This is a genomic window from Leisingera sp. (genome assembly GCF_034669605.1).
GTDB lineage: Bacteria > Pseudomonadota > Alphaproteobacteria > Rhodobacterales > Rhodobacteraceae > Leisingera.
Map to the genome: position 1 here is coordinate 1 of NZ_JAXMOX010000058.1, position 23684 is coordinate 23684.

At 62.3% G+C, this 23684-nt stretch carries 21 protein-coding genes and 1 riboswitch; of the genes, 2 read left to right on the plus strand and 19 right to left on the minus strand.

From position 1 onward, the window contains the following. Positions 1-552 (minus strand): ATP-binding cassette domain-containing protein (locus tag VOI29_RS09385; protein WP_323778138.1); only part of this gene is annotated, 552 nt, incomplete at its 3' end. A 96-nt stretch (positions 553-648) separates the two neighbouring features. Beyond that, positions 649-1551: a metal ABC transporter substrate-binding protein gene (locus VOI29_RS09390; RefSeq protein ID WP_323778139.1), complete on the minus strand. Its 903-nt coding sequence runs from the start codon at positions 1549-1551 to the stop codon at positions 649-651. A gap of 279 nt (positions 1552-1830) precedes the next feature. Here VOI29_RS09390 and VOI29_RS09395 point away from each other — a divergent pair, with 279 nt between their 5' ends. Together VOI29_RS09395 and VOI29_RS09400 are read left to right on the plus strand one after the other, a co-directional pair. Further along, a complete protein-coding gene (locus tag VOI29_RS09395) occupies positions 1831-2235 on the plus strand; it encodes a hypothetical protein (protein WP_323778141.1) in 405 nt (134 codons plus the stop codon). Between the two features lie 27 nt (positions 2236-2262). Next, a complete protein-coding gene (locus tag VOI29_RS09400; RefSeq protein WP_323778143.1) occupies positions 2263-5427 on the plus strand; it encodes a M10 family metallopeptidase in 3165 nt (1054 codons plus the stop codon). 89 nt (positions 5428-5516) lie between these two features. Here VOI29_RS09400 and VOI29_RS09405 read toward each other — a convergent pair whose 3' ends face one another. From VOI29_RS09405 to miaB, 17 genes are all read right to left on the minus strand, one after another. Next, entirely contained in the window at positions 5517-7088 is a 1572-nt protein-coding gene (locus VOI29_RS09405; RefSeq protein WP_323778145.1) for an alkaline phosphatase family protein, read from the minus strand. A 144-nt stretch (positions 7089-7232) separates the two neighbouring features. Further along, on the minus strand, positions 7233-7988 hold the full coding sequence (locus VOI29_RS09410; RefSeq protein WP_323778147.1) for an aspartate/glutamate racemase family protein: 756 nt from the start codon (positions 7986-7988) through the stop codon (positions 7233-7235). Positions 7989-8001: 13 nt separating this feature from the next. Then, positions 8002-9168 (minus strand): Xaa-Pro peptidase family protein, encoded by a 1167-nt coding sequence (locus tag VOI29_RS09415; RefSeq protein ID WP_323778149.1) that lies wholly within the window; start codon positions 9166-9168, stop codon positions 8002-8004. After that, positions 9161-10351, minus strand: coding sequence for a diaminopropionate ammonia-lyase (locus tag VOI29_RS09420; protein WP_323778150.1), 1191 nt, complete (start codon positions 10349-10351; stop codon positions 9161-9163). The genes VOI29_RS09415 and VOI29_RS09420 overlap by 8 nt, the downstream gene beginning before the upstream one ends. 2 nt (positions 10352-10353) lie before the next feature. Then, a complete protein-coding gene (locus tag VOI29_RS09425; RefSeq protein WP_323778151.1) occupies positions 10354-11499 on the minus strand; it encodes an amidohydrolase in 1146 nt (381 codons plus the stop codon). Positions 11500-12061: 562 nt separating this feature from the next. After that, complete coding sequence (locus tag VOI29_RS09430; protein ID WP_323778153.1) at positions 12062-12694, minus strand: d(CMP) kinase; 633 nt, start codon at positions 12692-12694, stop codon at positions 12062-12064. Beyond that, a complete protein-coding gene (aroA, locus tag VOI29_RS09435; RefSeq protein WP_323778155.1) occupies positions 12691-14037 on the minus strand; it encodes a 3-phosphoshikimate 1-carboxyvinyltransferase in 1347 nt (448 codons plus the stop codon). Before aroA ends, VOI29_RS09430 begins: the two co-directional genes overlap by 4 nt. 100 nt (positions 14038-14137) lie before the next feature. Then, a complete protein-coding gene (gene trmB, locus VOI29_RS09440; RefSeq protein WP_323778157.1) occupies positions 14138-14914 on the minus strand; it encodes a tRNA (guanine(46)-N(7))-methyltransferase TrmB in 777 nt (258 codons plus the stop codon). 90 nt (positions 14915-15004) lie between these two features. Then, positions 15005-15661, minus strand: a complete 657-nt coding sequence (locus tag VOI29_RS09445; protein ID WP_323778159.1) for a hypothetical protein — start codon at positions 15659-15661, stop codon at positions 15005-15007. Between the two features lie 270 nt (positions 15662-15931). Beyond that, the gene (metK, locus tag VOI29_RS09450) at positions 15932-17113 is read right to left on the minus strand and encodes a methionine adenosyltransferase (protein ID WP_323778161.1); all 1182 of its coding nucleotides are present in this window, start codon (positions 17111-17113) and stop codon (positions 15932-15934) included. An 8-nt stretch (positions 17114-17121) separates the two neighbouring features. Continuing rightward, positions 17122-17170: riboswitch (SAM-SAH riboswitch) on the minus strand. 61 nt (positions 17171-17231) lie between these two features. Continuing rightward, a complete protein-coding gene (gene lnt, locus VOI29_RS09455; protein ID WP_323778163.1) occupies positions 17232-18731 on the minus strand; it encodes an apolipoprotein N-acyltransferase in 1500 nt (499 codons plus the stop codon). Then, complete coding sequence (locus VOI29_RS09460) at positions 18728-19627, minus strand: hemolysin family protein (RefSeq protein ID WP_323778165.1); 900 nt, start codon at positions 19625-19627, stop codon at positions 18728-18730. Before VOI29_RS09460 ends, lnt begins: the two co-directional genes overlap by 4 nt. A gap of 22 nt (positions 19628-19649) precedes the next feature. Beyond that, positions 19650-20162, minus strand: coding sequence for an rRNA maturation RNase YbeY (ybeY, locus tag VOI29_RS09465; RefSeq protein ID WP_323778167.1), 513 nt, complete (start codon positions 20160-20162; stop codon positions 19650-19652). Between the two features lie 83 nt (positions 20163-20245). Further along, on the minus strand, positions 20246-21256 hold the full coding sequence (locus VOI29_RS09470) for a PhoH family protein (protein WP_323778169.1): 1011 nt from the start codon (positions 21254-21256) through the stop codon (positions 20246-20248). Between the two features lie 141 nt (positions 21257-21397). Further along, positions 21398-21697, minus strand: a complete 300-nt coding sequence (locus VOI29_RS09475) for a hypothetical protein (protein WP_416361506.1) — start codon at positions 21695-21697, stop codon at positions 21398-21400. 18 nt (positions 21698-21715) lie between these two features. Then, on the minus strand, positions 21716-22294 hold the full coding sequence (locus VOI29_RS09480; protein ID WP_416361505.1) for an OmpA family protein: 579 nt from the start codon (positions 22292-22294) through the stop codon (positions 21716-21718). Positions 22295-22572: 278 nt separating this feature from the next. Beyond that, positions 22573-23684 (minus strand): tRNA (N6-isopentenyl adenosine(37)-C2)-methylthiotransferase MiaB (gene miaB / locus VOI29_RS09485; RefSeq protein WP_323778173.1); only part of this gene is annotated, 1112 nt, incomplete at its 5' end.

The window sequence follows — 23684 nt, forward strand, 5'->3', positions numbered from 1 at the left end:
CTTCCGATCTTCCAGCAGGATCACCTGCCCGTCCTGCGCCAAAGCACGCGCCAGGAACACCCGCTTGCGCTGGCCGCCGGACAGCTCGCCGATCTGGCGGTGGCGGAAATCCTGCATGTTGACCCGGTGCAGCGCCTGCTCGACGGCCTCGTGATCCGCCGCCTTGGGGCGGCGCAGGAACCCCATATGGCCATAGCGGCCCATCATCACCACATCCTCGACCAGCACCGGAAAGGCCCAGTCGACCTCCTCGGACTGCGGCACATAGGCGACCAGGTTCTTGCGCAAGGCCTGCTTCACCGTCATGCCGAGAATGCTGATTTCGCCCTGCGCGGCCGGTACAAACCCCATGATCGCCTTGAACAGGGTCGACTTTCCCGCCCCGTTCACGCCAACCAGAGCAGTGACGGTGCCGCGGGGAATGGCAAAGCTGGCATCCCACAGCGCGGTATGGCCGTTGCGATAGGTCACCGTGACGTTCTTGGCGGCGATCCCGTCATCGGCGGGCGTGGCGCTGGCATTCATAATGCGGGTCTCACTGGCATCAAGCATGGGCTGTCCTGCAGAGTTACACACAGAATATGTGCTTTGTGAAATGAAACGCCCCGCAGCACGTGCTGCGGGGCAAAAGCATATTCATTGAAAGGCTCAGTTGGTGACCTCGGTCAGACCGCGTGCCACGGTTTGGGACGTGACCCTGAGCAGGTCCAGATAGGTGGGCACCGGACCGTCCGCTTCGCTGAGCGAGTCGACATAAAGCTCACCGCCATAGGCCACGCCGGTTTCACGGGCCACCTGCTCGGCCGGAGCGGTGTTGACGGTGCTTTCGCAGAATACCACCGGGATATCATTGGCGCGCACCCCGTCGATCACCGCGCGCACCTGCTGCGGGGTGCCGACCTGATCGGCGTTCATCGGCCACAGGTACAGCTCCTTCATGCCGAAGTCGCGGGCCAGATAGCTGAAGGCGCCTTCGCAGGTCACCAGCCAGCGCTTGTCTTCGGGAATTTCGGCAATGGCGCGGCGCAGCGGCTCAATCGTGGCGCGCAGCCTGTCCTTGTATTCGCCGGCGTTCTTGACGTAGACGGCGGCGTTTTCAGGATCGTGCTCGGCAAAAGCCTCGACGATATTGTCTATGTAGATCAGCGCGTTATCCAGACCCATCCAGGCATGCGGGTTGGGCTTGCCCTCGTAGGAGCCGGCCCCGATCGGGATCGGATCGATTCCATCGGTCAGCGTCACCGAGGGCACATCCTTCATGTTGGACAGGAACTGTTCGAACCACAGCTCCAGATTCATGCCATTCCACAGGATCAGGTCGGCATCGGAGGCCCGCACGATATCGCGCGGCGTCGGTTCATAGCCGTGGATCTCGGCGCCGGGCTTGGTGACCGAGACCACCTCGGCGGCATCCCCCGCCACATTGGCCGCCATATCTGCCAGAACGGTAAAGGTTGTGACCACCTTCATCTTGTCTTCAGCCATGGCAGCGCTGGCAGCAGCGGCCGCAAAAGCGGCGGCGGAAACTGTCTTGAGCAGGTTCGGGAACATCCGATTCTCCGTTTTGAAGATGTCTGTGATGCATCGTTATTGCAAATCATTCTCAACTGTCAATGAAATTGAGAATGATTTGCAATAACAGCGCAGGTGCCGACAGGGCTGCGCTGTCATCCTTTCCCTGCTGCATGGTTAATGGCGGTTAATGACGTCTTAATGTTGCCAGGATCGCAACCGCCATTTAGCCCCAATCGGCGGCTAAACCTGAAGCTGCAGCCAGAACGGCGCGGGACTGAACCTAATCCTTCGACCTTCTGAGCGAGCACACTCCCAATGACTTCACCTGGAGATCTTTCCAGCTGTTCCGGCGCAATCCAGCTGCTGATCACTGGCACTGCGGTATCCGGCAGCCCGTTGCGGACTGTTCAGCTGCAGTACAGCGGGTCTCTGCAACTGCCGCTCTGCAAAGCGCTGGCCAACGGCTTGCAGAAGACATTCCCCGGTGCCACGATTTCCGCTGCAGACCGACAGCAGACCGGCGCAGACCTGACCCTGCGTTTCGTTGAACAGAACCAGGCGGCTGATTGGATCTCCGGCAGCCTGGCCTGGCAGCACAGCGACGGCCGCAGCGGCCAAGGCCCTGTCATCGAACAGTCGGTCATGGATGGGCAGCTGACTGCGGACGATCTCTCGGACTTTGCCGGAAAGTTGCTTCAGCACACTGAATTCCCTTTGTAATTCATAGATCTAGGATGGAACACGGACATGTGTGAATATTGCGGTCAAGCCAATCACAGAATTCCCGAAAACACCGCCAGCAGCGGCTCAGGTTCAGCAGGCCAGCCGGCCGGCAGCAAACCCACCTATACCGTCGATCAGGTGGCAGAATATCTGTACAAGGGATACTGGCAGTCGACTGGCCGCACAGAACGGTCCTTTGATGTGGAAACCGGCGGTCAGCTCACTGTGAACCTCAGCGGGCTGAATGGAACCGGCAAAGATACCGCACGCAAGGCGCTGGAAAGCTGGACCGCGCTCACCGGAATTGAATTCGTCGAAACCAGCGGCAGCGCCAAGATCACCTTCGACGATAACCAATCCGGGGCCTATGCCAGCTCCTCGGTCAGCAATGGCACAATTCTGAGCTCCAGCATCAATATCGACGATGCATGGGCCCAGTACGGCAATTACTACCTGCAAACTTACATTCATGAGATCGGCCACGCCCTCGGCCTGGGCCATACCGGCAATTACAACGGCAGCGCCAGCTACGGCTCGGACGCGCATTTTGCCAATGACAGCTGGCAAATGTCGATCATGTCCTATTTCAGTCAAGCCGAAAATACAGCAGTGAATGCCTCATTTTCCTATCTCGCAACCGCTCAGCTTGCTGACATCGCGGCGGTTCACCATCTCTACGGCACGCCGGTGAACATCGAAACGGGCAACACCACTTATGGTGACGGTCAAACCACTGGCCGCTTCGGCATGGATCTGAACGGCGGCTTCGGCGTGGCGATTGTCGATACTGGCGGTATCGACCTGATCGACCTGGGCTCGCGCACCTACAATCAGACATTGAATCTGAATGAGGAAGTCTTTTCCAGCCTGAACGGAAAGACCGGCAATTTCGCCATTGCCCGCGGCACCGTGATCGAAAACGCGGTCACCGGTTCGGGTATCGATCATATCACAGGCAACGCGGCGGCCAACCAGCTGGAGAGCGGCGCCGGAAATGACCAGATCGAGGGCGGTGACGGCAACGATACCTTGATCGGCGGCGGCGGCGCAGACTTCCTTACCGGCGGCAGCGGCGCAGACCGGTTCGTATACAGCAGCCTCAGCGAATCCGGCGATTCCATTGCTGACTTTGATCTGGCAGCAGGCGACAGGGTCAGCATCGCGCAACTGCTGCAAGCAATTGGCTATGGAGGAGATGATCCCGCAGGCGACGGCGTCGTTACGCTGCAGGCCGGCAGCGGCGGATCATGGCTGAAGATTTCTCATGGTGGCAGCAATACCCTTTTAGTCTTTCTTGCCGGCGTGACCGAGGATGCCAACCCGGCAGAGATCATCAACACTTCCGCAACCCCGGGGCCGGCACCGGACCCCACACCTGATCCGGACCCGGCACCCGATCCGGCACCGGACCCCGACCCGACTCCTGACCCGGACCCGGACCCGACTCCTGACCCGGATCCAACTCCGAAAACCATTGAAAACACATATGTATTTGACGACACCTTCGCGACGCAATGGACCCAGCAGCTTGGAACCGTCACTGACACGAATGGCGGAATTGACACCCTGGACCTTAGTGCTGTCACGCGGATCTCGACAGTCGACCTGGCAAGCGGGGCAGCCGGAAAAATAGGTTCCAAGAGCCTGACAATCAGTGACGGCTCCGAGATTGAGAACGCCATTCTCGGCAGCGGGTCAGATAAGGGCTACGGCAACGAGCTTGCAAATCTGATCGAAGGCCGTGGCGGCAACGATCTTCTGGAGGGGCGCGGCGGCAATGATACGCTGGACGGCGGCATCGGCAACAACAAAATCAATGGCGGCCTGGGCGATGACAGCCTGACCGCCGCAGACGGCAACGACAATATCTATGGCGGCGGCGGGAATGACACGCTCCATGGCGGCAGCGGGAGAAACTTCCTGTCCGGTGAAGACGGCGATGACACTGTCACGGCCGGAGCCGGTGCAGACCGGATTTATGGCGGCGGCGGGAATGACAATCTGGACGGCGGCGATGGCAAGAACCGGATCGACGGCGGCGAAGGTGACGACGCCATTACCGGCGGCAGTGACAAAGACCTTCTGTCAGGCGGCGAAGGCCATGATACGATGGCGGCCGGCGAGGGCACAAACAGACTGGAAGGTGGCGGCGGCAATGACAGCATGTCCAGCGGCAGCGGCAATGACAAAATGTCAGGCGGCGATGGCAACGACACTATGTCTGCCGGTGATGGAGACAACAAGCTGGACGGCGGCGCCGGGGATGATGCTCTCACCTCAGGCAGCGGCAACGACAAGCTGGCTGGCGGCGAGGGAGCTGACACGCTGTACGCCGGCGATGGCGAAAACAAACTGGACGGTGGTGAAGGCGACGACAGCTTGTCCGGTGGCAGCGAACAGGACCGCATTAAAGGCGGTGATGGCAATGACACGATATACGCCGGTGACGGCACCAATAAGCTGGATGGCGGCAACGGGAACGACCTGATCACCAGCGGCGCCGGGGAGGACAATCTGAAAGGCGGCATGGGGGATGACACGCTCTCGGCTGGCGACGGCAAGAATAGGGCTGATGGCGGCGACGGCAATGATATGCTCAGCAGCGGCAGCGGCATGGACCAGATCAAAGGCGGCAAAGGGAACGATACGCTGTTGGCCGGTGCCGGGGACGACAAACTGGATGGCGGCAAAGGGGACGACAGCCTCAGCGGCCAGGAAGGTACCGATCTCCTGAAAGGCAACAGTGGCAATGACACCCTCAGCGGCGGCGACGGCACCGACAAGATCAAAGGCGGTTCGGAAGACGATGAACTTTCGGGCGGCGCCGGAATGGACACGCTCGATGGTGGCTCCGGCCTGGACCGGCTGGAAGGCGGTGCAGGGGCGGACTACCTCAAGGGCGGCAGAGATGCCGATGTGTTTGTCTTTACCGCGGCCGAGGACGCAGGGGATACCATCGGCGATTTCAAACTACGCGATGGAGATGCCCTCGACATAGACGGGCTGCTTCTGGATCTGGGCGCCAGCCTTGGCGACGCCCTGTCCAGCGGCAAGCTGAGCCTCAGCGACAGCCGTACGGTCTGGCTGGAGTATGACGCCGACGGCGAGGGCGGTGACGATGCGTTTCAGATCGCCTATCTGAGAGGGGTGAAGCCGGGTGATAGCCTGACCGACGACTGGTTTGTCTAAGCACAACACATCAGTCAGGCAGCGCCCGGTCTGCGGTCTGGGATCCGGGGCGCCTTACGTCATGCGTTGCGAGCTGCAGCAGGCTGCGGTCAGGATCTCTGCCCTGGAACCCGGGACACGGCGCGTACGCCATCCGGGGTGATCGACATAAGCGACAGCGTATGATCCATGTTTTTCATCCGGTGCCGCAGCATCAACCGCGTCAGCCGGTTCAGATCAGCGGCATATGCCGGCTGTCCGGCCACATTCTCCAGCTCCCCCTGCCCTTCGCTGTCAAACAGCATCGGCGGCAGATCAGAGGCAAACTCGACCAGCGTGAACCGCGCATCGCGCAGGATCCCCAGACAGCTGTCGCTTGGGGAGGTGCCCAGCGCCTGCTGCCACAGCGTCGGCTTCTGCGGCTCCGAGAAATCCAGCTCCGAGAAGGAATACTGGCGCCAGTCCTGCGGGTCGTCTCCCTGCAACAGCGGCAGCAGCGACCGCCCGTCCATCGAGTTCGGGATCTTCAGCCCGGCCCAGTCCAGAATGGTCGGCGTCACATCGATCGACTCGGTGATCTGGCTGAGGCAGGCACCGGCATTGTCCTCATTACCCGGCATCCGGATGATCAGCGGCGTGTGATAAGCCGCGTCATAGACCGTCATCTTGCCCCAGGAATGGCGGTCGCCCAGCATCTCGCCATGATCTGCCGTGATCACCACCATGGTGTTGTCATACTGGCCGCTATCCTTGAGGAACCGTATCACCCGCCCGACATGGTGGTCCACCTCACTCGCCAGCCCCAGGTAGAGCGCGCGCAGGGTGCGGATATTGTCATCGGTCGGCTCCAGAACCGGGAACCCCTCAACAATGCCCGCGATAGCGCTGTTGCGCAGCAGCGGATCAAAGAAGGGATGCTGGCTGCACTCAGCCTCTGGGCTGTTCAGACGCACCGGCAGCGGCAGGCTGGCGGGATCATACATCGTGTTATAGGGCGCCGGCGCCACCAGCGGCGGGTGCGGCCGGATATAGGTCAGATGGGCAAACCAGCTTTCCTTGTGATAGGCAGTCATCTTGCCCAGAAAGGAATTGGTGAGGAACGCGGTATCGCTGTCCTCCGCCGCATAAAGCGCAGGATCGTTCAGTTTCGGTGCGCCGCCATCGGGTGAAACCGGTTTGTAGACGTCCCAGTAATTTTCGAACCCGTAGCCCCGGTTCATCAGATGCGATTGCCAAGGATAGGACATCTCCATCCGCATCTCGGTCATCTCATGAAAGCCGTTCATCGGAAATTCATAGGTCCGCAGCGCCGGGTCATTGGCGTCAAAGGCGCGCGGATCCTGCGAGGTGTCGGTATAGCCGAACAGCATCGGCATATAGCCGGCCTTGCGCATCTCGGTGGCAATGTTCGGCGTGTCGTGGCGCAGAGGCGTGCCATTGCGCACCGACCGGTGGTTCATCGCATACTGCCCGGTCAGGATCGAGGCACGCGACGGGCCGCAAGGATTGGTCACCGAGAAATGCCGTTTGAACGTCACCGCATCCTTCATGAATGCGCGGATGTTCGGCAGCTCCACATGCCTGGCCAGCGCGCCGAACACGCAATCTGCCCGCAGCTGGTCAATGATGATGAACAGGACGTTCCGGTTTGCGGGGCCGGTCTTGGGACGGGTGGCAGGCATTTGGGCATCCTTGCAGGCACAAGACAGATTTCGACTGGCAATCTGCGGCGATCTGCGCAGGGATTACAAGCGCAGTTTGCGCGGCACTGAAAACCGGCTCAGAACCAAAAATGCCAGCTGACAAATCCCTAACCATTGTATCTATCAGGGCGCCAGCCCCCGTGTGAACAACCTGCCGAATTGCGGCTGACGCTCTGTGACACCAGCAAGGCGCAGCATGTGCCAGGCCAGTGCCTGGTTGCTGGAGACAACGGGCACCGCGGTCTGTGCCTCAATCTCCGGAATGACCCGCAGGCAGCGCAGATTGGTGCAGGAAATCACAATGGCATCGCAATCGCCCTCTTTTACCACCTGCTTGGCGGCGTCCGAAATTGCCGCCTCGGTGATCCGCGCCACCACCCGGTCGTCCACTTCCTCAAACGAGCCGAAGCCTGCGATTGCAAACCCCGCGTCTTCCAAATTGGACCGCATCTGCGCAGAAACCTCTGGCAGGTAAGGCGTGACGAACCCCAGCCGGGAGGCGCCCAGCGCCCGGCCCGCCGCGATGATTGCCGCCAGCGGGTCGGTCACCCTGGCCTTGGGCAGGACCGTCTGCACCGCCTCAGCCACCTGGGCTGAGCCGATCACCGTCGACGCCGAGGTACAGCCATAGCCAATCACATCAAAGTCCCGCGAGGACGGCAGCAGCCGGGCCGAGGCCGGCAGGTCCGCCAGCATCCGCGCCAGCGTTTCCGGACGGATCTCCGGTGCCATCGGAATGCGGCTGTGATAAAGCGCCACCCCTTCCCGCGCCATCATCCGGGAGAACTCCGGCTCCAGCGTCTCATCGGTTTCCAGCACGATCACACCCAGCGTGGCGCGAGTGCCGATGCCGGCGTCCGTGTCATAAGGGAGCTTCATCGCGGATCCTCCTTCAGATCACCGGCAGTTCAGGCGCGGCGCGGGTTGTCAGCAGGTCTGCGCCATCTGCCCGCACCACGATGTTCTCCTCATGGACCATGATACGGCCATCGCCGTAGCCGAGCGAGGGTTCCAGCGTCAGCACCATGTTTTCCTCGATCACCGTATCGTCAAAAGCCGCGTGCGAGGGCCATTCGGTCAGCTGCATCCCCAGCCCGTGGCCCAGGCGGCCGACATCGCCGCCCTGATCGTCCATTTCCGCAATCACGGACTGCATGGCCTGGAACAGATCCCGGCAGGTCGCCCCCGGTTTGGCAGCAGCAATCCCGGCCTCGGTCGCCCGCCACAGCACATCATAAGCCCGGCGCGACAGATCATCGGCGCGGCCGATGGCAAAGTTGCGGTCAAAATCGCAGAAATAGCCGTCCCAGGTCGAACCGGTGTCCAGCATCACGATGTCGCCCGCCTGCAGCGGCCGGCTGGTCGGCGGCGAGATCACATCGCTGTAGCCGCCTTGATCGGCGCCGCCGACCAGATAGGGCACGTCGTCCGCACCCTGCGCCAGTGCTTCGCGGCGGAAGGCGCGGAACAGATCGTCGAACGGCTGCCCCTCATGGGCGATCTGCGGGACCTGCGCAAAACTGCGCGAGCCGATGGCGCAGATATGGCTCAGCTTTTCGATCTCCGCTGTGGATTTCACCATCCGCAGGCTGCGCACCAGCGGCGTTGCATCCGCGATACTCAGTCCCGGCAGGCCTGCCATTAAGCGTTCATAGTCGCCCAATGGCATCCGCAGCGCGGTTTCATGGCCTTTCATGATACCGACACTGCCACCGCGCCCGGCAATCGGCGACAGCAGCTCTGTCAGCAGGCTGATGCCGTCGTCCTCCGGTGCAGGCGCGCTCCAGCTGCGGATGTCCTCGATCCAGGTGCGGCGCATCAGGTCAGCGCCGATTTCCGGGATGATCGCGACGGGCTTGCCCTCAGGCGGCACAAACAGGAACCAGGGCCGGGTCGGGCTTTGCCAGAACAGCGTATGAAAACCGCTGAAATAGCGGACCTCTGCCTCTGTCAGCAATAAAAGCCCATCCAACCCCTGCTGTGCCATCCGCGTCTGCGCCTTTTGGGTCCGCGCGGCAAACTCCGCCTCCGGAAAACCGCGCACCGGCACCTTAGACATTGTCCCTTCCTGCCATGATCGCGGCATAGATCGCCGGGTCGGTGACACCTTCGGAACCAATCAGCAGCACGCGCGCGTTTTCATCCAGACCCAGCGTATTCTTCATCCCGGCAGACTGGCATGCCGCGATCAAGGCAGCCAGCCCCGCCACGGCGCTTTCGCCGGCCTCAACCGCCGGATCGCCGGTTTCCGCATTGGCCAGCAGCCGCACTGCGGGGGCGACAATGCTGTCGGGGATGGTCAAAAAGTCCGAGGCTTCTTCTGCCAGGATTTCCCACGCCATTTCAGAAGGTTCGCCGCACGAGAGGCCCGCCATGATGGTCTCTTCCTGAATTGCGAAATTGGTCGCCTTGCCGTTGCACGCACTGTCAAACAGGCAGGCCGCCAATTCGGGTTCAACAATCACAACCCGCGGTGCCTGCACAGCATAAATCTGCCGCAGTGCCGCGGCGACCGAGGCCGCCAGCCCGCCGACACCGCCCTGCAGGAACACATGGGTCGGCGCCTGCTCCAGCGCTTCGCAGACTTCGCGGGCCATCACGCCATAGCCTGCCATCACATCGCGCGGCGGTTCGGTATAGCCCTCCCAGGAGGTGTCAGAGACCACGAACCAGCCGTTTTCCTCCGCCTCCTTTTTGGCCAGCAGAACCGAGTCGTCATAATCGCCAGCGATCCGGATCACCTCGGCGCCCAATTCGCGCATGGCGACGGCCCGGCCTTCGCTGACCTCGGCATGGATGTAAATCCGGCAGGGCGCGCCGAACCGCAGGCAGCCCCAGGCCAGCGAGCGGCCATGGTTGCCATCAGTGGCAGACACCAGGGTGATGCCGGCGCAGGCGTCCTTGTGGGCGCCCTTGCGGATCTCCTCCAGGCTGACGTCCTTGCCCAGCCGGCGGCTCAGCTCGCGCTGCAGAACCCGCTGAGCGGCATATGACCCGCCCAGCGCCTTGAAGCTGCCCAGCCCGAACCGCGGCCCTTCGTGTTTGTAGTCAATCCGGCCCACGCCGATTTTTTCAGCCAAGCCCGGCAGCGACACCAGCGGCGTCCCTTCATAGCCCTCCCAGGCGGTGATTTCCGCACAGGCACCGGAGAAATCCTGTTCGGACAAAACGGTATAGGCGGCGTCGCCGGACTTTGGGTTTCCTGCCGTGTGGCGCAGGGCAACGGCAAATTGTTCAAGCATCGTCAGTCCTTTCCCTCTGGCAGCCGGTCACGCACCAGCTGCACCCAGAACTCGGCGCCAATCGGCAGCAGAGCGTCGTTGAAATCATAATCCGCCGCATGCAGCGGCTGGCCGTGCGCGCCCTCCTCGCCATTGCCCAGCAGCAGGAAGCAGCCGGGCACCGCGTTGGCGAAATGGGCAAAATCCTCAGAGAAGCTCATCGGCGGGCGGTCGCGGATCACCTCGCAGCCCGCAGCCTCGCCTGCGCGGCAGGCAGCCTCGGCCGGGCCTGCCGCGTTGATGGTCTCTCTGAATTCGGTGTTGAAGCTCATCTCGGCTTCCACCGCATGGGTGGCAGCAACACCGGCAGCAATCTGGCGCATGAAGCGTTCTATTGCCGCGCGGTCCGCAGGCATGCGTGCGCGCACGTCGCCCTTCAGCACCGCTTGGCCCGGCAGCACATTGCGCTGGCCGTCGGTCAGGAATTCTGTGACCGACACAACCGCGCCCGCCCCCGGCACCAGCTTGCGCGAGACGATGGTCTGCAATGCCAGCACCATCTCGGCCCCGACAGTGATCGCGTCGACCCCGGCTTGCGGCATCGAAGCATGGCCGCCCCGCCCTTTGATTGCGATTTCAAACAGGCTCTCGCTGCTGCAGATCTGGCCCGCCCGGGTCGAGATCTGCCCCACCGGCGCCCCCGGCAGATTGTGGATGGCATAAACCTCCTCAATCGGAAACCGCTCCAGCACGCCTTCTGCAATCATTGCCTGCGCCCCCAGCCCGTGTTCTTCGTTGGGCTGGAAGAGGAACACAGCAGTGCCGTCAAACCCCTGCTCCTGCACCAGCCGTTCGGCGGCGCCCAGAAGCATCGTCATATGGCCGTCATGGCCGCAGGCATGCATTTTTCCGGGCGTTACAGAACCATAATCATGGGTGGAGATTTCTGCTATCGGCAGCGCATCCATATCAGCCCGCAGCCCGATGGCCCGGTTTCCTGTGCCGGCCCGCAGCAAGCCGACAACGCCAATCCCTTCATGCACCTCCAGCCCGAGACTGCGCAGATGCTGTGCCACCTTGGCCTTGGTCCGGTCCTCCTGAAAGCCAAGTTCCGGATGCCGGTGGAAGTTCCGGCGCAGCGCGGTCAGGCGGTCCTGAAAGCTGGTCATATGCGTTCCCCCAGGCTGAATGCAGCGACCTTATTCTGCCAAACACGGCTTGGCGCGTATTTTTCCCGCTCCGCTGTGACGAAATTTATTGCCGTGACCGGGGTACGGGCTGAAATTCGTACCTGTCAACGTGCGGACCGCATGGGCCGCATTGACGGTCCGGCCAAGCCGCCCCCAAGCCATCGGCAGTTCCGAATACTTTGGCCCATACGGCGCGTCCTTGCAGATACAGGCCCACAGGCTGCTGCGCCGCCGCGTCAGGCTTCCTCCACAAAGGGCTAGGCCGGCGGGAACGGCCGCCGCACGGCAGCTTCTTCTCCTACGGCGTATCGGTCGGCGAAAAGTTCGATGGAGACCCGGGCCAGTATCCGGTGAACGATGGCAAACTGTGCCTGAACGCCGCCACCCGCGCGGCCTTCCTGGAAGATGCGGCGGGGCCCGCAAAAACCGCAGACCGCCAATCGGACCGGAACAAGCACACAGCTGTCAGCGCACTCTGTACCACTTGCCCTTGCCCCCGCGGCTGATGCGTCAGCTGCGGGTTTTTTTGGATCGGTGATGTTTACGCCAGTGTTTCACCGGCCTCGCGGCGGGCTTCGATCACCTCGATGGCCTTGGCCAAGGCCTCCTCGATGCTCAGATCGCTGGTGTCGATCAGGATGGCATCCGGTGCCGGGCGGAGCGGCGCCTCGGCGCGGTTCATGTCCCGCTCGTCCCGGGCCTTCACATCGCCCAGAACCTCGTCCAGCGTGGTCACCTTGCCGGCCGCGGCCAGTTCAAGAAACCGCCGCCGGGCACGGACTTCGGCGCTGGCAGTGACAAAAAACTTCACCTGCGCATATGGGCAGATCACAGTGCCGATATCGCGCCCGTCCAGCACCGCACCACCTGCGCGACGGGCAAAGGCCCGCTGGAAATCCACCAGTGCGGCGCGGACTTCGGCGATCACTGCCACCTTGGAGGCTGCCTGCGCCACCTCCGGCCCGCGCAGGTCATCGCGCGCCAGCTCCTCGGGTGTCAAGTTCACCGCCGCCTCGACCGGGGCCGCGCCATCCAGCATTTTTGCCCCGACGGCGCGGTACAGCAGGCCGGTGTCCAAATGGCCGAAACCGTAATGGGCCGCCAGTGCCTTGGACAACGTGCCCTTGCCAGCAGCAGCCGGCCCGTCAACGGCTATGGTGTAACTTTCGCTCATGCGCGCTCCAGCTTGGCGCCCAATCCGCCCATCAGGCTCTCAAAGATCGGGAAGGACGTGGCAATCGGACCGCCATCATCGACCGAAACCGCCTTCTGCGCGCCCATGCCCATCACCATAAAGGACATGGCGATGCGGTGGTCCAGGACGCTTTCACAGGTGCCGCCGCCCGGCACACCGGAGATGCCCAGACCGGTGACCTCCCACCAATCTTCGCCCTCTTCAACCGTCACGCCGTTGGCGCGCAGGCCCTTGGCCATCGCATCGATCCGGTCGCTTTCCTTGACCCGCAGTTCTTTGACCCCGGCCATCATGGTCTTGCCTTCCGCAAAGGAAGCAACCACCGACAGCACCGGATATTCGTCGATCATCGAAGCGGCGCGTGCTGGCGGCACTTCGATGCCCTTCATGTCGGGCGAGTATTTCGCACGCAGATCTGCGACCGGCTCGCCGCCCTCCTCGCGCATGTTTTCAAACGTCAGATCCGCGCCCATGTCCTGCAGGGTGTAGTAGAGGCCCGCCCGGGTCGGGTTCAGCCCGATGTTCGGCACCAGCACGTCAGAGCCAGGCGTGATCAGCGCGGCGCAGACCGGAAAAGCAGCCGATGACGGATCGCGCGGCACCGCGATAACCTGCGGCTTCAGCTCGGGTCGGCCGGTCAGGGTGATGACGCGGCCCTCTTCAGTATCCTCGGTGGTGATCTCGGCACCGAAACCCGCCAGCATCCGCTCGGTATGGTCGCGGGTGGCTTCCTTTTCGATCACCACGGTCTTGCCGGGCGCGTTGAGGCCGGCAAACAGCACCGCGGATTTCACCTGCGCCGACGGCACCGGCACCTCATAGCGGACCGGAACCGGGTCCGCCGCGCCGACAATGGTCATCGGCAGCCGCCCGCCGGAGCGGCCCACGGACTGGGTGCCGAACAGCGCCAGAGGATCAGTGACCCGCGCCATCGGGCGCTTGTTCAGCGAGGCATCGCCGGTGAAGGTCGCAGTGATCGGCGAGGTGGCCATCACCCCCATGATCAGCCGCACCCCGGTGCCGGAATTGCCGCAGTCGATCACGTTGCCCGGCTCGGCAAAACCGCCAACGCCGACGCCGAACACAGACCAGTTGCCGCCGCCGTGGTTCACCACCTCGGCGCCAAAGGCCTGCATCGCCTTGGCAGTGTCCAGAACGTCCTCGCCCTCCAAAAGGCCGGTGATCCTGGTCTCCCCCACCGACAGCGCCCCCAGGATCAGCGAACGGTGCGAGATCGACTTGTCGCCGGGCACCTCTGCCACGCCCTTGAGCGGGTCAGCACGGTGCGAGGTCATCGGGATGGGCGTGCCGTGTCCGGACATGGGGCTTCCTTCGTCTGTCGCTGCTTGCATACGTTGGCGCTATCGGTATCGGATTGGTGCTGGACGGTCCAGAGCCTTTGGCCGCTGCCGGCCCGCCCCCTCAGCCCAGGCGGCGGAAGGTCAGGTAATGCGGCGTACGGCCTTCGCGCAGGGCTTTTTGCTCATAGCGGGTGGAAATCCAGTCATCCCAGGACTTGCGCCAGTCGGCCGGCCCTTCTGCCAGCCATTCAAAGCCGGCTTTCGGCACCTCCTCCAGGGTTTGGCGCACATAGTCGGGAATATCGGTGGCCACCCGGAAGACCGCGCCCGGCTTCAGGCAGCGGGCCAGCGGCTCCAGATGCTCTTGCGTCACAAAGCGGCGGCGGTGATGGCGGGCCTTGGGCCAGGGGTCCGGATACAGCAGGAAGGCACGCGAAATCGAGGCCTCGGGCAGCACATCCATCAGATCACGCGCGTCACCGGGATGCACCGCAATACTATCTGCACCGGCTTTGCGGATCTTGCCCAGCAGCATTGCCACGCCGTTGATAAAAGGCTCGGCGCCGATGATCCCTGCATCCGGGTTGCTTGCGGCCTGATGCACCAGGTGCTCGCCGCCGCCAAAGCCGATTTCAAGCCAGACATCCTTGCCGCCGAACAGCGCATCAAGGTCAAGCGGCGTTCGGTCCGGGTTTACATCCCAGTCCACGGCGCCGGGACTGAGGCTCGCCAGATCCTCGTTCAGGTAGCGCTTCTGGCTGTCCTTCAAGGTCTTGCCTTTGAAGCGGCCATAGAAGTTGCGCCAAGGCGCGCCGCTGGCGTGTTTATCGGCCGCATTGGCGGCAGCGGGCCGGGCTAGCTTGGGCTGGTCGTCGCGGGGCGTTTGGTCGCCGGACATGCGTCTGGGCTCCTGTTCAGGGCGTCTCTTGAAAGGCTGGCCGCTGCTCTGCCGCAAGCGGCGCCCCAGGTCAAGCCGGAGTCAAGCCGGCTAGGGGCGCCGGCCCGGCAGAACCTCCCGCAAAACCCCTGCTGCAATCAACCGTAGACGGCTGGGATACCATTCCCCGTTGGGATCCGTCCGCAGTGTCTCGATCGCAAAACCAGGATCAACGCCGCGCTCCACCATATAGCTGAGATGGTCAAAAATCTCCTGCTGCGTATCCAAATAGATCCACGAGCCGAACTCAAAAGGCGTCGCCCAGCGCTGCGCTTTCCGCTCGCTCCGGTAGTATTTATGCACTTCTGCCGCCGACCAGCTGCGCTGGTGGAAGCCGATTTTGGACCCGATTGTCATCCGCCTCCGGCTGCCGGCCAGAAAGACATCAACACAGGCGCTGATACACTCCCCGTCAACCGAGGTGTCAAGCCCGTAGTCCAGCACCAGCCCGGCAATTTCTTCCCCGGCAAAAATACTGCCGCCGACGCTGTTGAGCTGCAGCTCTGTGATTTCCGGGTTTTTCTTCAGGATCTCCTGCAGGCGCCCGATATCCTGTTCGGTGATTTCCGCCAGTTCCTCATCCGCTTCCCGTTCCGTGTCATAAACCAGCGTTCTGCCTTGCAGGCTGAACTTTTGCGGCAAGGCTTCTTTGGCGGCTGCAGCCGACGCCAGAACCAGATAGAAAAAAACAATCATCACCCGCAACATTACGAACCCGGCACTTGGAAACACACTGCCTTGCAATATGGTGCAGCCCGCCTGTGTCTTCCAGCCTGAAAAAAGGTCAGCCATTCTGCCGCAATGTTTCGCGCGCTAAACATCCGGTCAGCAATGCTGACCGGTCCGCCGCGCTGCAGCACCGCGCTGGACCCAACGGATGAGGCGCAGCCCCTGAATGCACCGAAACGGGCGAGAGCATCTCCCAAACGAAAAAGAGCGGACCTCGCGGCCCGCTCTGCTGTTTTGGTCAGTCCGGTTTCAGACCGCTTTCTTCAGCGCCTCAGCGAGGTCGGTGCGCTCCCAGCTGAAGCCGCCGTCCGCTTCCGGGTTGCGGCCGAAATGGCCATAAGCAGCCGTGCGCTGATAAATCGGCTTGTTCAGGCCAAGATGCGAACGGATGCCGCGTGGGGTCAGATCCATCACCTGGTCGATCGCCTTCTCAATCGCTGCGGCATCCACTTCTCCGGTGCCGTGCGTGTCGGCATAGATCGACAGCGGCTTGGACACGCCGATGGCATAAGACAGCTGAATGGTGCATTTCTCTGCCATGCCCGCAGCGACCACGTTTTTGGCCAGATAGCGCGCGGCATAGGCTGCCGACCGGTCCACCTTGGTCGGATCCTTGCCGGAAAACGCGCCGCCGCCATGCGGGGCCGCACCACCGTAGGTATCCACGATGATCTTGCGGCCGGTCAGGCCAGCGTCGCCGTCCGGGCCGCCGATCACAAACTTGCCGGTCGGGTTCACATGCCATTCGGTGGCGTCCGTCAGCCAGCCTTCGGGCAGCGTTTCACGGATGTAGGGTTCCACCAGCGCACGAATGTCGGCCGAGGTCAGGCTTTCGTCCAGATGCTGGGTCGACAGCACCAGCGAGCTGACGCCCACCGGCTTGCCGCCCTCATAGACCACGGACAGCTGCGACTTGGCATCCGGGCCCAGCGCGGGCTCAGTGCCGTTTTTGCGCACTTCCGCCAGGCGCCGCAGGATCGCGTGGGAATACTGGATCGGCGCAGGCATCAGCGCATCGGTTTCATTGGTGGCAAACCCGAACATGATACCCTGATCGCCGGCACCTTCGTCCTTATCACCGGACGCATCCACGCCCTGGGCGATATGCGCGGACTGCTCGTGCAGCAGGTTGGTCACTTCCACGGTTTCGTGGTGGAACTTGTCCTGCTCGTAGCCGATGTCCTTAATGCAGGCACGGGTGATCTCGTCAATCTTGCCCATGTAGTCGTGCAGCTTGTCCTGATCGGACAGGCCAACCTCGCCCCCGATGACAACACGGTTGGTGGTGGCGAAAGTCTCAGCTGCCACCCGTGCTTCGGGCTCCTCCGCCAGGAACGCGTCCAGCACCGCATCGGAAATGCGGTCGCAAACCTTGTCCGGGTGGCCTTCGGAAACCGATTCCGAAGTGAAAGTGTAGTTCATACGGGTCATGAAAAGAGTGCTCCATTGGGTTCAGCCCGCCACGCCAGGAAGCCGTTGTGGCAGGTATCAGGCCGCAGTACGCGGCTCATCCGCGCGGGTCAATCAATATTCGTTTAGAGTTAACCCGCTATGACCGCGGAGCAAGGGCGCGGGAGCAAAAGAATCCGGCCACTGCGCCGAACAGGCACAGCAGGAACACCGGCCAGTCACCGGTGCGGCTGTAGAACGTCGGCGGCAGCGGTGCGGGCAGGTCGGCATCGATATACCCTGCTTCTCCCAATGGCAGGCTGTCCAGCATCCCCCCATCCGGCGCAATCATCGCCGAAACCCCGGTGTTTGCGGCGCGGATCATCGGCAGCCCCTGCTCCAGCGCCCGCATCCGCGCCTGCACCAGATGCTGGTAAGGGCCGGAGCGGGTGCCGAACCAAGCATCGTTGGTGAGCTGCACCAGCATGTCCGGGCGGGTGTCTGCGGCGCTCACATCCTGTGGAAAAACAGCCTCATAGCAGATCAGCGGCAAGGCGCTGCCGATAGGAAGATCCATTACCTGCGGCCCCGGCCCGGCGGCATAACCTGCCCCAGCCTGCGATGCGAAGCCATAGATCCCGAACCGGGCCATAACGTCGCCAAACGGCACATATTCGCCGAACGGCACCAGGTGCGCCTTGTCATAGGCGGCGGCGGGCTGGCCATCCGCGTCTAGCAGCACTGCAGAATTGTAATAAGCGCCCGCCTCTTCCCGCTGGATGCCTAGAAGCACCGGAACCCCGCCCGCGTTTTCGGAAAGGGCCCGCAGGGTGTCATCCGCATAATTAAGCAGCTGCGGCACCGCGGTTTCCGGCCAGACAATCAGGTCCGGGCGCGGTGTTCCGGCAGAAAAAGCAACAGCGCGGCGGACAAATTCCCAGCGGTGATCCGGGTGCCATTTCAAATCCTGCGGTGCGTTGGGCTGAACGATTCGCACGGTCTTGCCTGTTGGATATGTCTGCGGCGGCGCGGGAGCGGCAAAAACGGCGGCTGCCGCCAGACCCAGCGGCGCCAAGGCTCCAGCCGGGGCCTGCCGCAGCAATGCCAGCGGCAAGAAGGCCGCAAGTGTCAGCAGCGCCAGCCCCTGCGGGCCGGTCCAAGGCAACAGATTCACAGCAGGCGTGTCGATCCAGAACTGGCCGAAAGCCGCCCAGGGAAAGCCAGTCAGCAGATAGGCGCGGCCAAGTTCCGCCAAGGACCAGGCGGCCGCCAGCATCGGGATCCTCCAGGCGCCGGTGCTGAACCGAACCGCCAGTCCAAAGGCCGCCCCCCAGAACAACGCAAGCCCGCCCGCCAGAAAGAACAGCGCAAATGGCGCCATCCAGGCATGGCGTTCCGGGTCGATCTGAAAAGGTTCAAGGATCCAGGACAGGCCAAAAGCAAAATACCCCAGCCCGAACAGCCAGCCGGCCAGCATCGCCGTCCGCACCGTGGCAGCCTGCAGCGCCAGCCAGCCTGCGGCCCCTAAGGCAACAGGCAGGCCGATCCAAAAGCTCCAGGGGGCAAGGGCCAAAGACGCCAGCGCGCCGCCGCCAAAGGCCAGCCCGGCCCGGGCCGGCCGGAGCTGCCGCACCGCCGGCCGCAGCCTGACTGTCATCATGCGGCGGCGTCCGGCAGCCGGACCCGCAACCGCTTGATCCGCCGGGGGTCGGCATCCATCACTTCAAATTCGGCGCCTTCGGGGTGTTCGATCACCTCGCCGCGGGCAGGCACCCGGCCCGAGAGCATGAAGACCAGCCCGCCCAGGGTCTCGATCTCCTCTTCGTCAACGTCATCGTGGCTGGTCAGAGACTGGCCGATCTCGGTTTCAAACTCCGGCAGCGGCGTACGGGCAAGCGCGATGTAGCATCCCGGTTTTTCCTCGAACCAGGTCTGCAGCTCATCCGCGTCGTGCTCATCCTCGATCTCGCCGACGACCTGCTCGATCAGATCCTCGATGGTGACAAGCCCGTCAACGCCGCCGTATTCGTCGATCACCAGCGCCATATGACGGCGCTCGGCCTGCATTTTGGTCAGCAGCACGCCGATCGGCATCGACGGCGGTACGAACAGCAGCGGGCGCAGCATTTGGGACAGTTCGAAATCCGACGTGCCGCCGTTGAAGCCATGATTCAGGGAGAAATCCTTGAGGTGGACAAAGCCCAGTGGCGTGTCCAGCGTGCCCTCATATACCGGAATCCGGGTAAACCCGCTTTCGCGGAAAATGCCAACAAGGTCTTTCTTGGCGATCGAGACCGGCACGGCAGCGATTTCCGCAGAGGGGATCGCAACATCCTCGACCCGCAGCCGGCGCAAGTTCATCATGCCGGGCGGTTCCGTCCCGGCAGCGGGCTGTTCGCGGCCACTGTCTTCTTGGGGCAGCGGCTCCGAGCTTAATGCCCCGAAAAGCCGTGCCCAGAACCTGGTTTTCCCGGCGGCCGGCGCTTCCGCTGCCGTGCCATTTATGTTCTGCAGCGCGCCCTGCGCCGCGTTAGAACTGCCTTCTATGTCGCCCATTGATCCTATCCAAATGCCTCGCTTATGAGGCGTCCTCACTCATATATGGGTTCGCGACACCCATTTTGCCAAGTAGCTGCACCTCAATCTCTTCCATCAGTGCGGCATCGCGCTCACGAATGTGATCATACCCGAGAAGATGCAACATTCCATGAACGATCAAATGGCGGGTATGATCGCCCAGCGGCTTTCCTGCTGCCGCGGCTTCACGGGCGCAAGTGTCGTAAGACACCGCAATGTCGCCCAGCGGATATTCGCCGGTGAAATCGGCCTCGGGCCGCGCCGGGGTGCCGCCATCCGCCTCCGCGGCCAGATCCTCGGTGGGCCAGCTAAGCACGTTTGTCGGCTTATCTTTTTCCCGGAATTCTGCGTTGAGACCGGCAATGCGCAGATCATCGCAGGCCAGAAGAGAGATTTCGCAGTCCTCCCGGTCCAACACGAAATGCGCCAGAACCGCTGAGACGGCCTCGCCGGCCAGTGCCTCAAGCCCGGCTTCCTGCCAGCGGCTGTCTTCGATGGTGATGTCGAGCGTCATGTCCTGCCTGTCAATGCGGGGGCTGGCCCCCGCACCCCCGGAGTATTTCCGGATAGATGAAAAGAGCGCGGCGGCTTCAGGCCTCAGGTCGATTTTACATCGGCGTCATAGGCCTCGATGATCGCCGCCACAAGGGGGTGGCGGACCACGTCGCGGGCGGTGAAGTAGTTGAAGCTGATCTTGGGAATCGCCTTTAGCAGCCGTTCGGCATCGGCCAGGCCCGATTGCACCCCGCGCGGCAGGTCGATCTGGGTGCGGTCGCCGGTGATCACCATACGCGAGCCTTCACCCAGACGGGTCAGGAACATCTTCATCTGCATGGTGGTCGCATTCTGCGCCTCATCCAGCACCACAAAGGCATTGGACAGGGTGCGTCCCCGCATAAAAGCAAGCGGCGCGATTTCGATGCGTTTCTCCTCGATCAGCTTGGCTGCCTGTTTTTCCGGCAGGAAGTCGTTCAGCGCGTCGTACAAAGGCTGCATATAAGGATCAACCTTATCCTTCATATCTCCGGGCAGGTAGCCGAGCTTTTCGCCCGCTTCCACCGCCGGACGGGACAGGATGATGCGGTCGACATGGCCGGTGATGAACATGGAAACACCGACGGCCACGGCGAGATAGGTCTTGCCGGTGCCGGCCGGGCCGATGCCGAAGGCCAGTTCGTTTTCGAACAGAGAATGCACATAGGCCTTCTGTGCTTCGGTGCGCGGTTCCACCAGTTTCTTGCGGGTCTTGATTTCCACCCGGCCGCCGCGGAACATTTGCAACTGGCCGTCAGGTTCGGCGCTCTCGGCTTCGGGACTCATCCGCAGTTCGCGGTCGATATCGCCGGTTTCGACGCTGCGCCCGGTTTCCAGCCGGTCATACAGCGCCGTCAGCACAGCTGCCGCCTGTTCCCGCGCGGAATCCTCCCCCATCACGGACAGCTGGTTGCCGCGGCGGACAATCTGCACGCCCAGTTTCTGTTCTATGTCAGCCAGGTTGCGGTCGTATTCGCCGCACAGGTCGATCAGCAATCGGTTGTCGGGAAATTCCAGCAGCACTTCGTGGGTTGCGGACTGGTCTTGCGCGTCATTCAGGGCACTGATGGCCAAGCTGATCTCCTTAGTCAGAGGTTACAGCTTCAGTCTGCCTGCGAAGTGAATTCTGCGCAAGATCCAGCGGCAGAAATTCACGCAATCGAAACAAAACAGCCGCCCGGGAGGGCGGCTGCAAATCACGGTTGTCAGTGTTTCCTACAGCGGGTCGGCAAAGGTGGAGCCGCTCTTGAACGGCCCAGTGGCAACATTGCGCGGCAGGTTGCTGTTGCAGACCGGCTTGCCGTCCGGTGTGCGGCGCAGATCGGCGTAGCCTTCAAGACCATCGTCGATGATCCAATGTTCGCAGCCCTGCGGATCCACCCAGATGCCGGCTGTCATGTTCGACAGATGGCTGGAGGAGCCATCGCCGGCGTGCTGGTCGCGGGTTTTGTCAAAGGCATCCGTGCAGCCCGATACAGCGGCGGCAGCGGCAAGGAGCACAAGTGTTTTACGCATCAGCATGATTTTGTCCCCTCAGCGCAGGCAATAGATTTCGACGCGACGGTTTTGCGCCATGTTTCCGGCACTGGTGTTGGGCACCCGCGGATCACGTTCACCATAGGCGCGCACATCGCTGATCCGCGCGCCCACCGAACGGCCCGCCTGAGCCACGGCATGGGCGCGGCGCTCGGACAGGCGGATATTGTATTCATCCGATGCCCGGCTGTCGGTGTGGCCGGCAATGACAAAAGCGCGGGCGCCATTGGATTTTGCCTGCTGGAAAAATTCCCCCAGACGCTGGCGGCCTGCTGCATTGATGTGGTGTTTGTCCGTGGCGAAAAACTGATCTGCCGGCACCACGCCGCAGATATTGCCGCGGCGGCAGACCGGCTTGCCATCCGGCGTCACATGCGGTGTCATGAACCCTTCGGCTCCGTCATCCATCACCCAATGTTCACAGCCGTCCGGGTCAACCCAGATGGTGGGAACATAGCGCTCGCCCTTGATGGTCCGCTGCCCGGATTGCGCGCTGGCAGGCGCGGCGGCGATGCTGAGTGCGGCCGCAGCAGCGGCGGCCAGCGCAATCGCTTTGTCAAATTTGTAAGTCAACACAACCAGATTTCCTTCACCTAAGTTCCCCCAGCGCGCTTGCCGCTAATGTGCCCACCGCTCAGGCCATAAGGGACAAACTATCTGAAATTTATGTAATATACCTGCTAAATTGAAAGTTATTCCGTGCAGATTAATCGCATTTCTCGGGACACTTAAAGCAGCCAAGGGAAATTGTCGCCGGAACCGATGCAATCGGGACTCACCTGCGCAATCCGGAGAAACGGATGTACAACAGTTTCTATAAAGGAGGATTAAAGATTCGCGCTGCGGCGGGAGCTTCAGCCGATCAATTCCCCTGCCAGTGAATTTGCACCAGAGGAAATGATGCGCACCCGGGCCAGGTCGCCCGCCGCACGATTGCAATCAGCGACATGTACAGCATGGAGGTAGTCGGATTTACCAACCATCTGCCCCGGAAGACGGCCCGCCTTTTCAAACAGAACGCCAACCTCGCGGCCAACCATGCTGTCCTGCACCTCACGCTGCTGCTTGGTCAGCAGAGCCTGCAGGCGCTGCAGCCGGTCGTCGGCCGCGGCCGGATCGACCTGCGCACGTTCGGCAGCCGGGGTGCCTGGGCGGGTCGAATATTTGAAGGAATAGGCAGTGCCGTATTTTACTTCTTCCACCAGATCCATGGTGGCCTGGAAATCTTCCTCGGTCTCTTCCGGAAAGCCGACAATGAAGTCGCCGGAGATCAGGATGTCGGGCCGCGCGGCGCGGATGCGCTCAATCAGGCGGAGGTAGCTTTCGGCGGTATGGCTGCGGTTCATCCGCTTCAGGATCTTGTCCGATCCCGCCTGCACCGGCAGATGCAGATAGGGCATCAGCTTGGCGCAGGTGCCATGCGCCTCGATCAGGTCATCCTGCATGTCATTGGGATGCGAGGTGGTGAAGCGGATACGCTCCAGCCCGTCGACTTTGTCCAGTTCCCAGATCAGCTGCGCCAGGGTCAGGTCGCCATTGGGGCCGGCTCCGTGATAGGCGTTCACATTTTGACCCAGAAGGGTGATTTCGCGCACGCCGCGCTCCACCAGATCGCGGGCTTCGGTCAGAATGCGGTCCGCCGGGCGCGACACCTCGGCACCGCGGGTATAGGGCACCACGCAGAAGGCACAGAATTTGTCACAGCCTTCCTGCACGGTCAGAAACGCCGTCGGGCCGCGCTTGGCCTTGGGGCGGTTCTTGAGCTTTTCGAACTTGTCTTCCTCGGGGAAATCGGTATCCAGCACCTTCTCCCCCTCCCGCGTCTTGGCTTCCATCTCGTGCAGGCGGTGATAGCTTTGCGGGCCGACCACCAGATCCACCAGCGGCTGGCGGCGCATGATCTCCTCGCCCTCGGCCTGGGCGACACAGCCGGCGACGCCGATCTTGAGGTCGGGCTTTTCCGCCT

Coding starts and splice junctions, on each gene's coding strand:
- VOI29_RS09430 (WP_323778153.1), bottom strand. CDS start 12,694: ATGAGCGAAAGTTACACCATAGCCGTTGACGGGCCGGCTGCTGCTGGC.
- ybeY (WP_323778167.1), bottom strand. CDS start 20,162: ATGACGCTCGACATCACCATCGAAGACAGCCGCTGGCAGGAAGCCGGG.
- aroA (WP_323778155.1), bottom strand. CDS start 14,037: ATGTCCGGACACGGCACGCCCATCCCGATGACCTCGCACCGTGCTGAC.
- VOI29_RS09415 (WP_323778149.1), bottom strand. CDS start 9,168: ATGTCTAAGGTGCCGGTGCGCGGTTTTCCGGAGGCGGAGTTTGCCGCG.
- metK (WP_323778161.1), bottom strand. CDS start 17,113: ATGACCCGTATGAACTACACTTTCACTTCGGAATCGGTTTCCGAAGGC.
- VOI29_RS09460 (WP_323778165.1), bottom strand. CDS start 19,627: ATGGGCGACATAGAAGGCAGTTCTAACGCGGCGCAGGGCGCGCTGCAG.
- VOI29_RS09445 (WP_323778159.1), bottom strand. CDS start 15,661: ATGTTGCGGGTGATGATTGTTTTTTTCTATCTGGTTCTGGCGTCGGCT.
- VOI29_RS09425 (WP_323778151.1), bottom strand. CDS start 11,499: ATGACCAGCTTTCAGGACCGCCTGACCGCGCTGCGCCGGAACTTCCAC.
- VOI29_RS09395 (WP_323778141.1), top strand. CDS start 1,831: ATGACTTCACCTGGAGATCTTTCCAGCTGTTCCGGCGCAATCCAGCTG.
- VOI29_RS09410 (WP_323778147.1), bottom strand. CDS start 7,988: ATGAAGCTCCCTTATGACACGGACGCCGGCATCGGCACTCGCGCCACG.
- trmB (WP_323778157.1), bottom strand. CDS start 14,914: ATGTCCGGCGACCAAACGCCCCGCGACGACCAGCCCAAGCTAGCCCGG.
- VOI29_RS09405 (WP_323778145.1), bottom strand. CDS start 7,088: ATGCCTGCCACCCGTCCCAAGACCGGCCCCGCAAACCGGAACGTCCTG.
- VOI29_RS09400 (WP_323778143.1), top strand. CDS start 2,263: ATGTGTGAATATTGCGGTCAAGCCAATCACAGAATTCCCGAAAACACC.
- VOI29_RS09420 (WP_323778150.1), bottom strand. CDS start 10,351: ATGCTTGAACAATTTGCCGTTGCCCTGCGCCACACGGCAGGAAACCCA.
- lnt (WP_323778163.1), bottom strand. CDS start 18,731: ATGATGACAGTCAGGCTGCGGCCGGCGGTGCGGCAGCTCCGGCCGGCC.
- VOI29_RS09390 (WP_323778139.1), bottom strand. CDS start 1,551: ATGTTCCCGAACCTGCTCAAGACAGTTTCCGCCGCCGCTTTTGCGGCC.
- VOI29_RS09475 (WP_416361506.1), bottom strand. CDS start 21,697: ATGCGTAAAACACTTGTGCTCCTTGCCGCTGCCGCCGCTGTATCGGGC.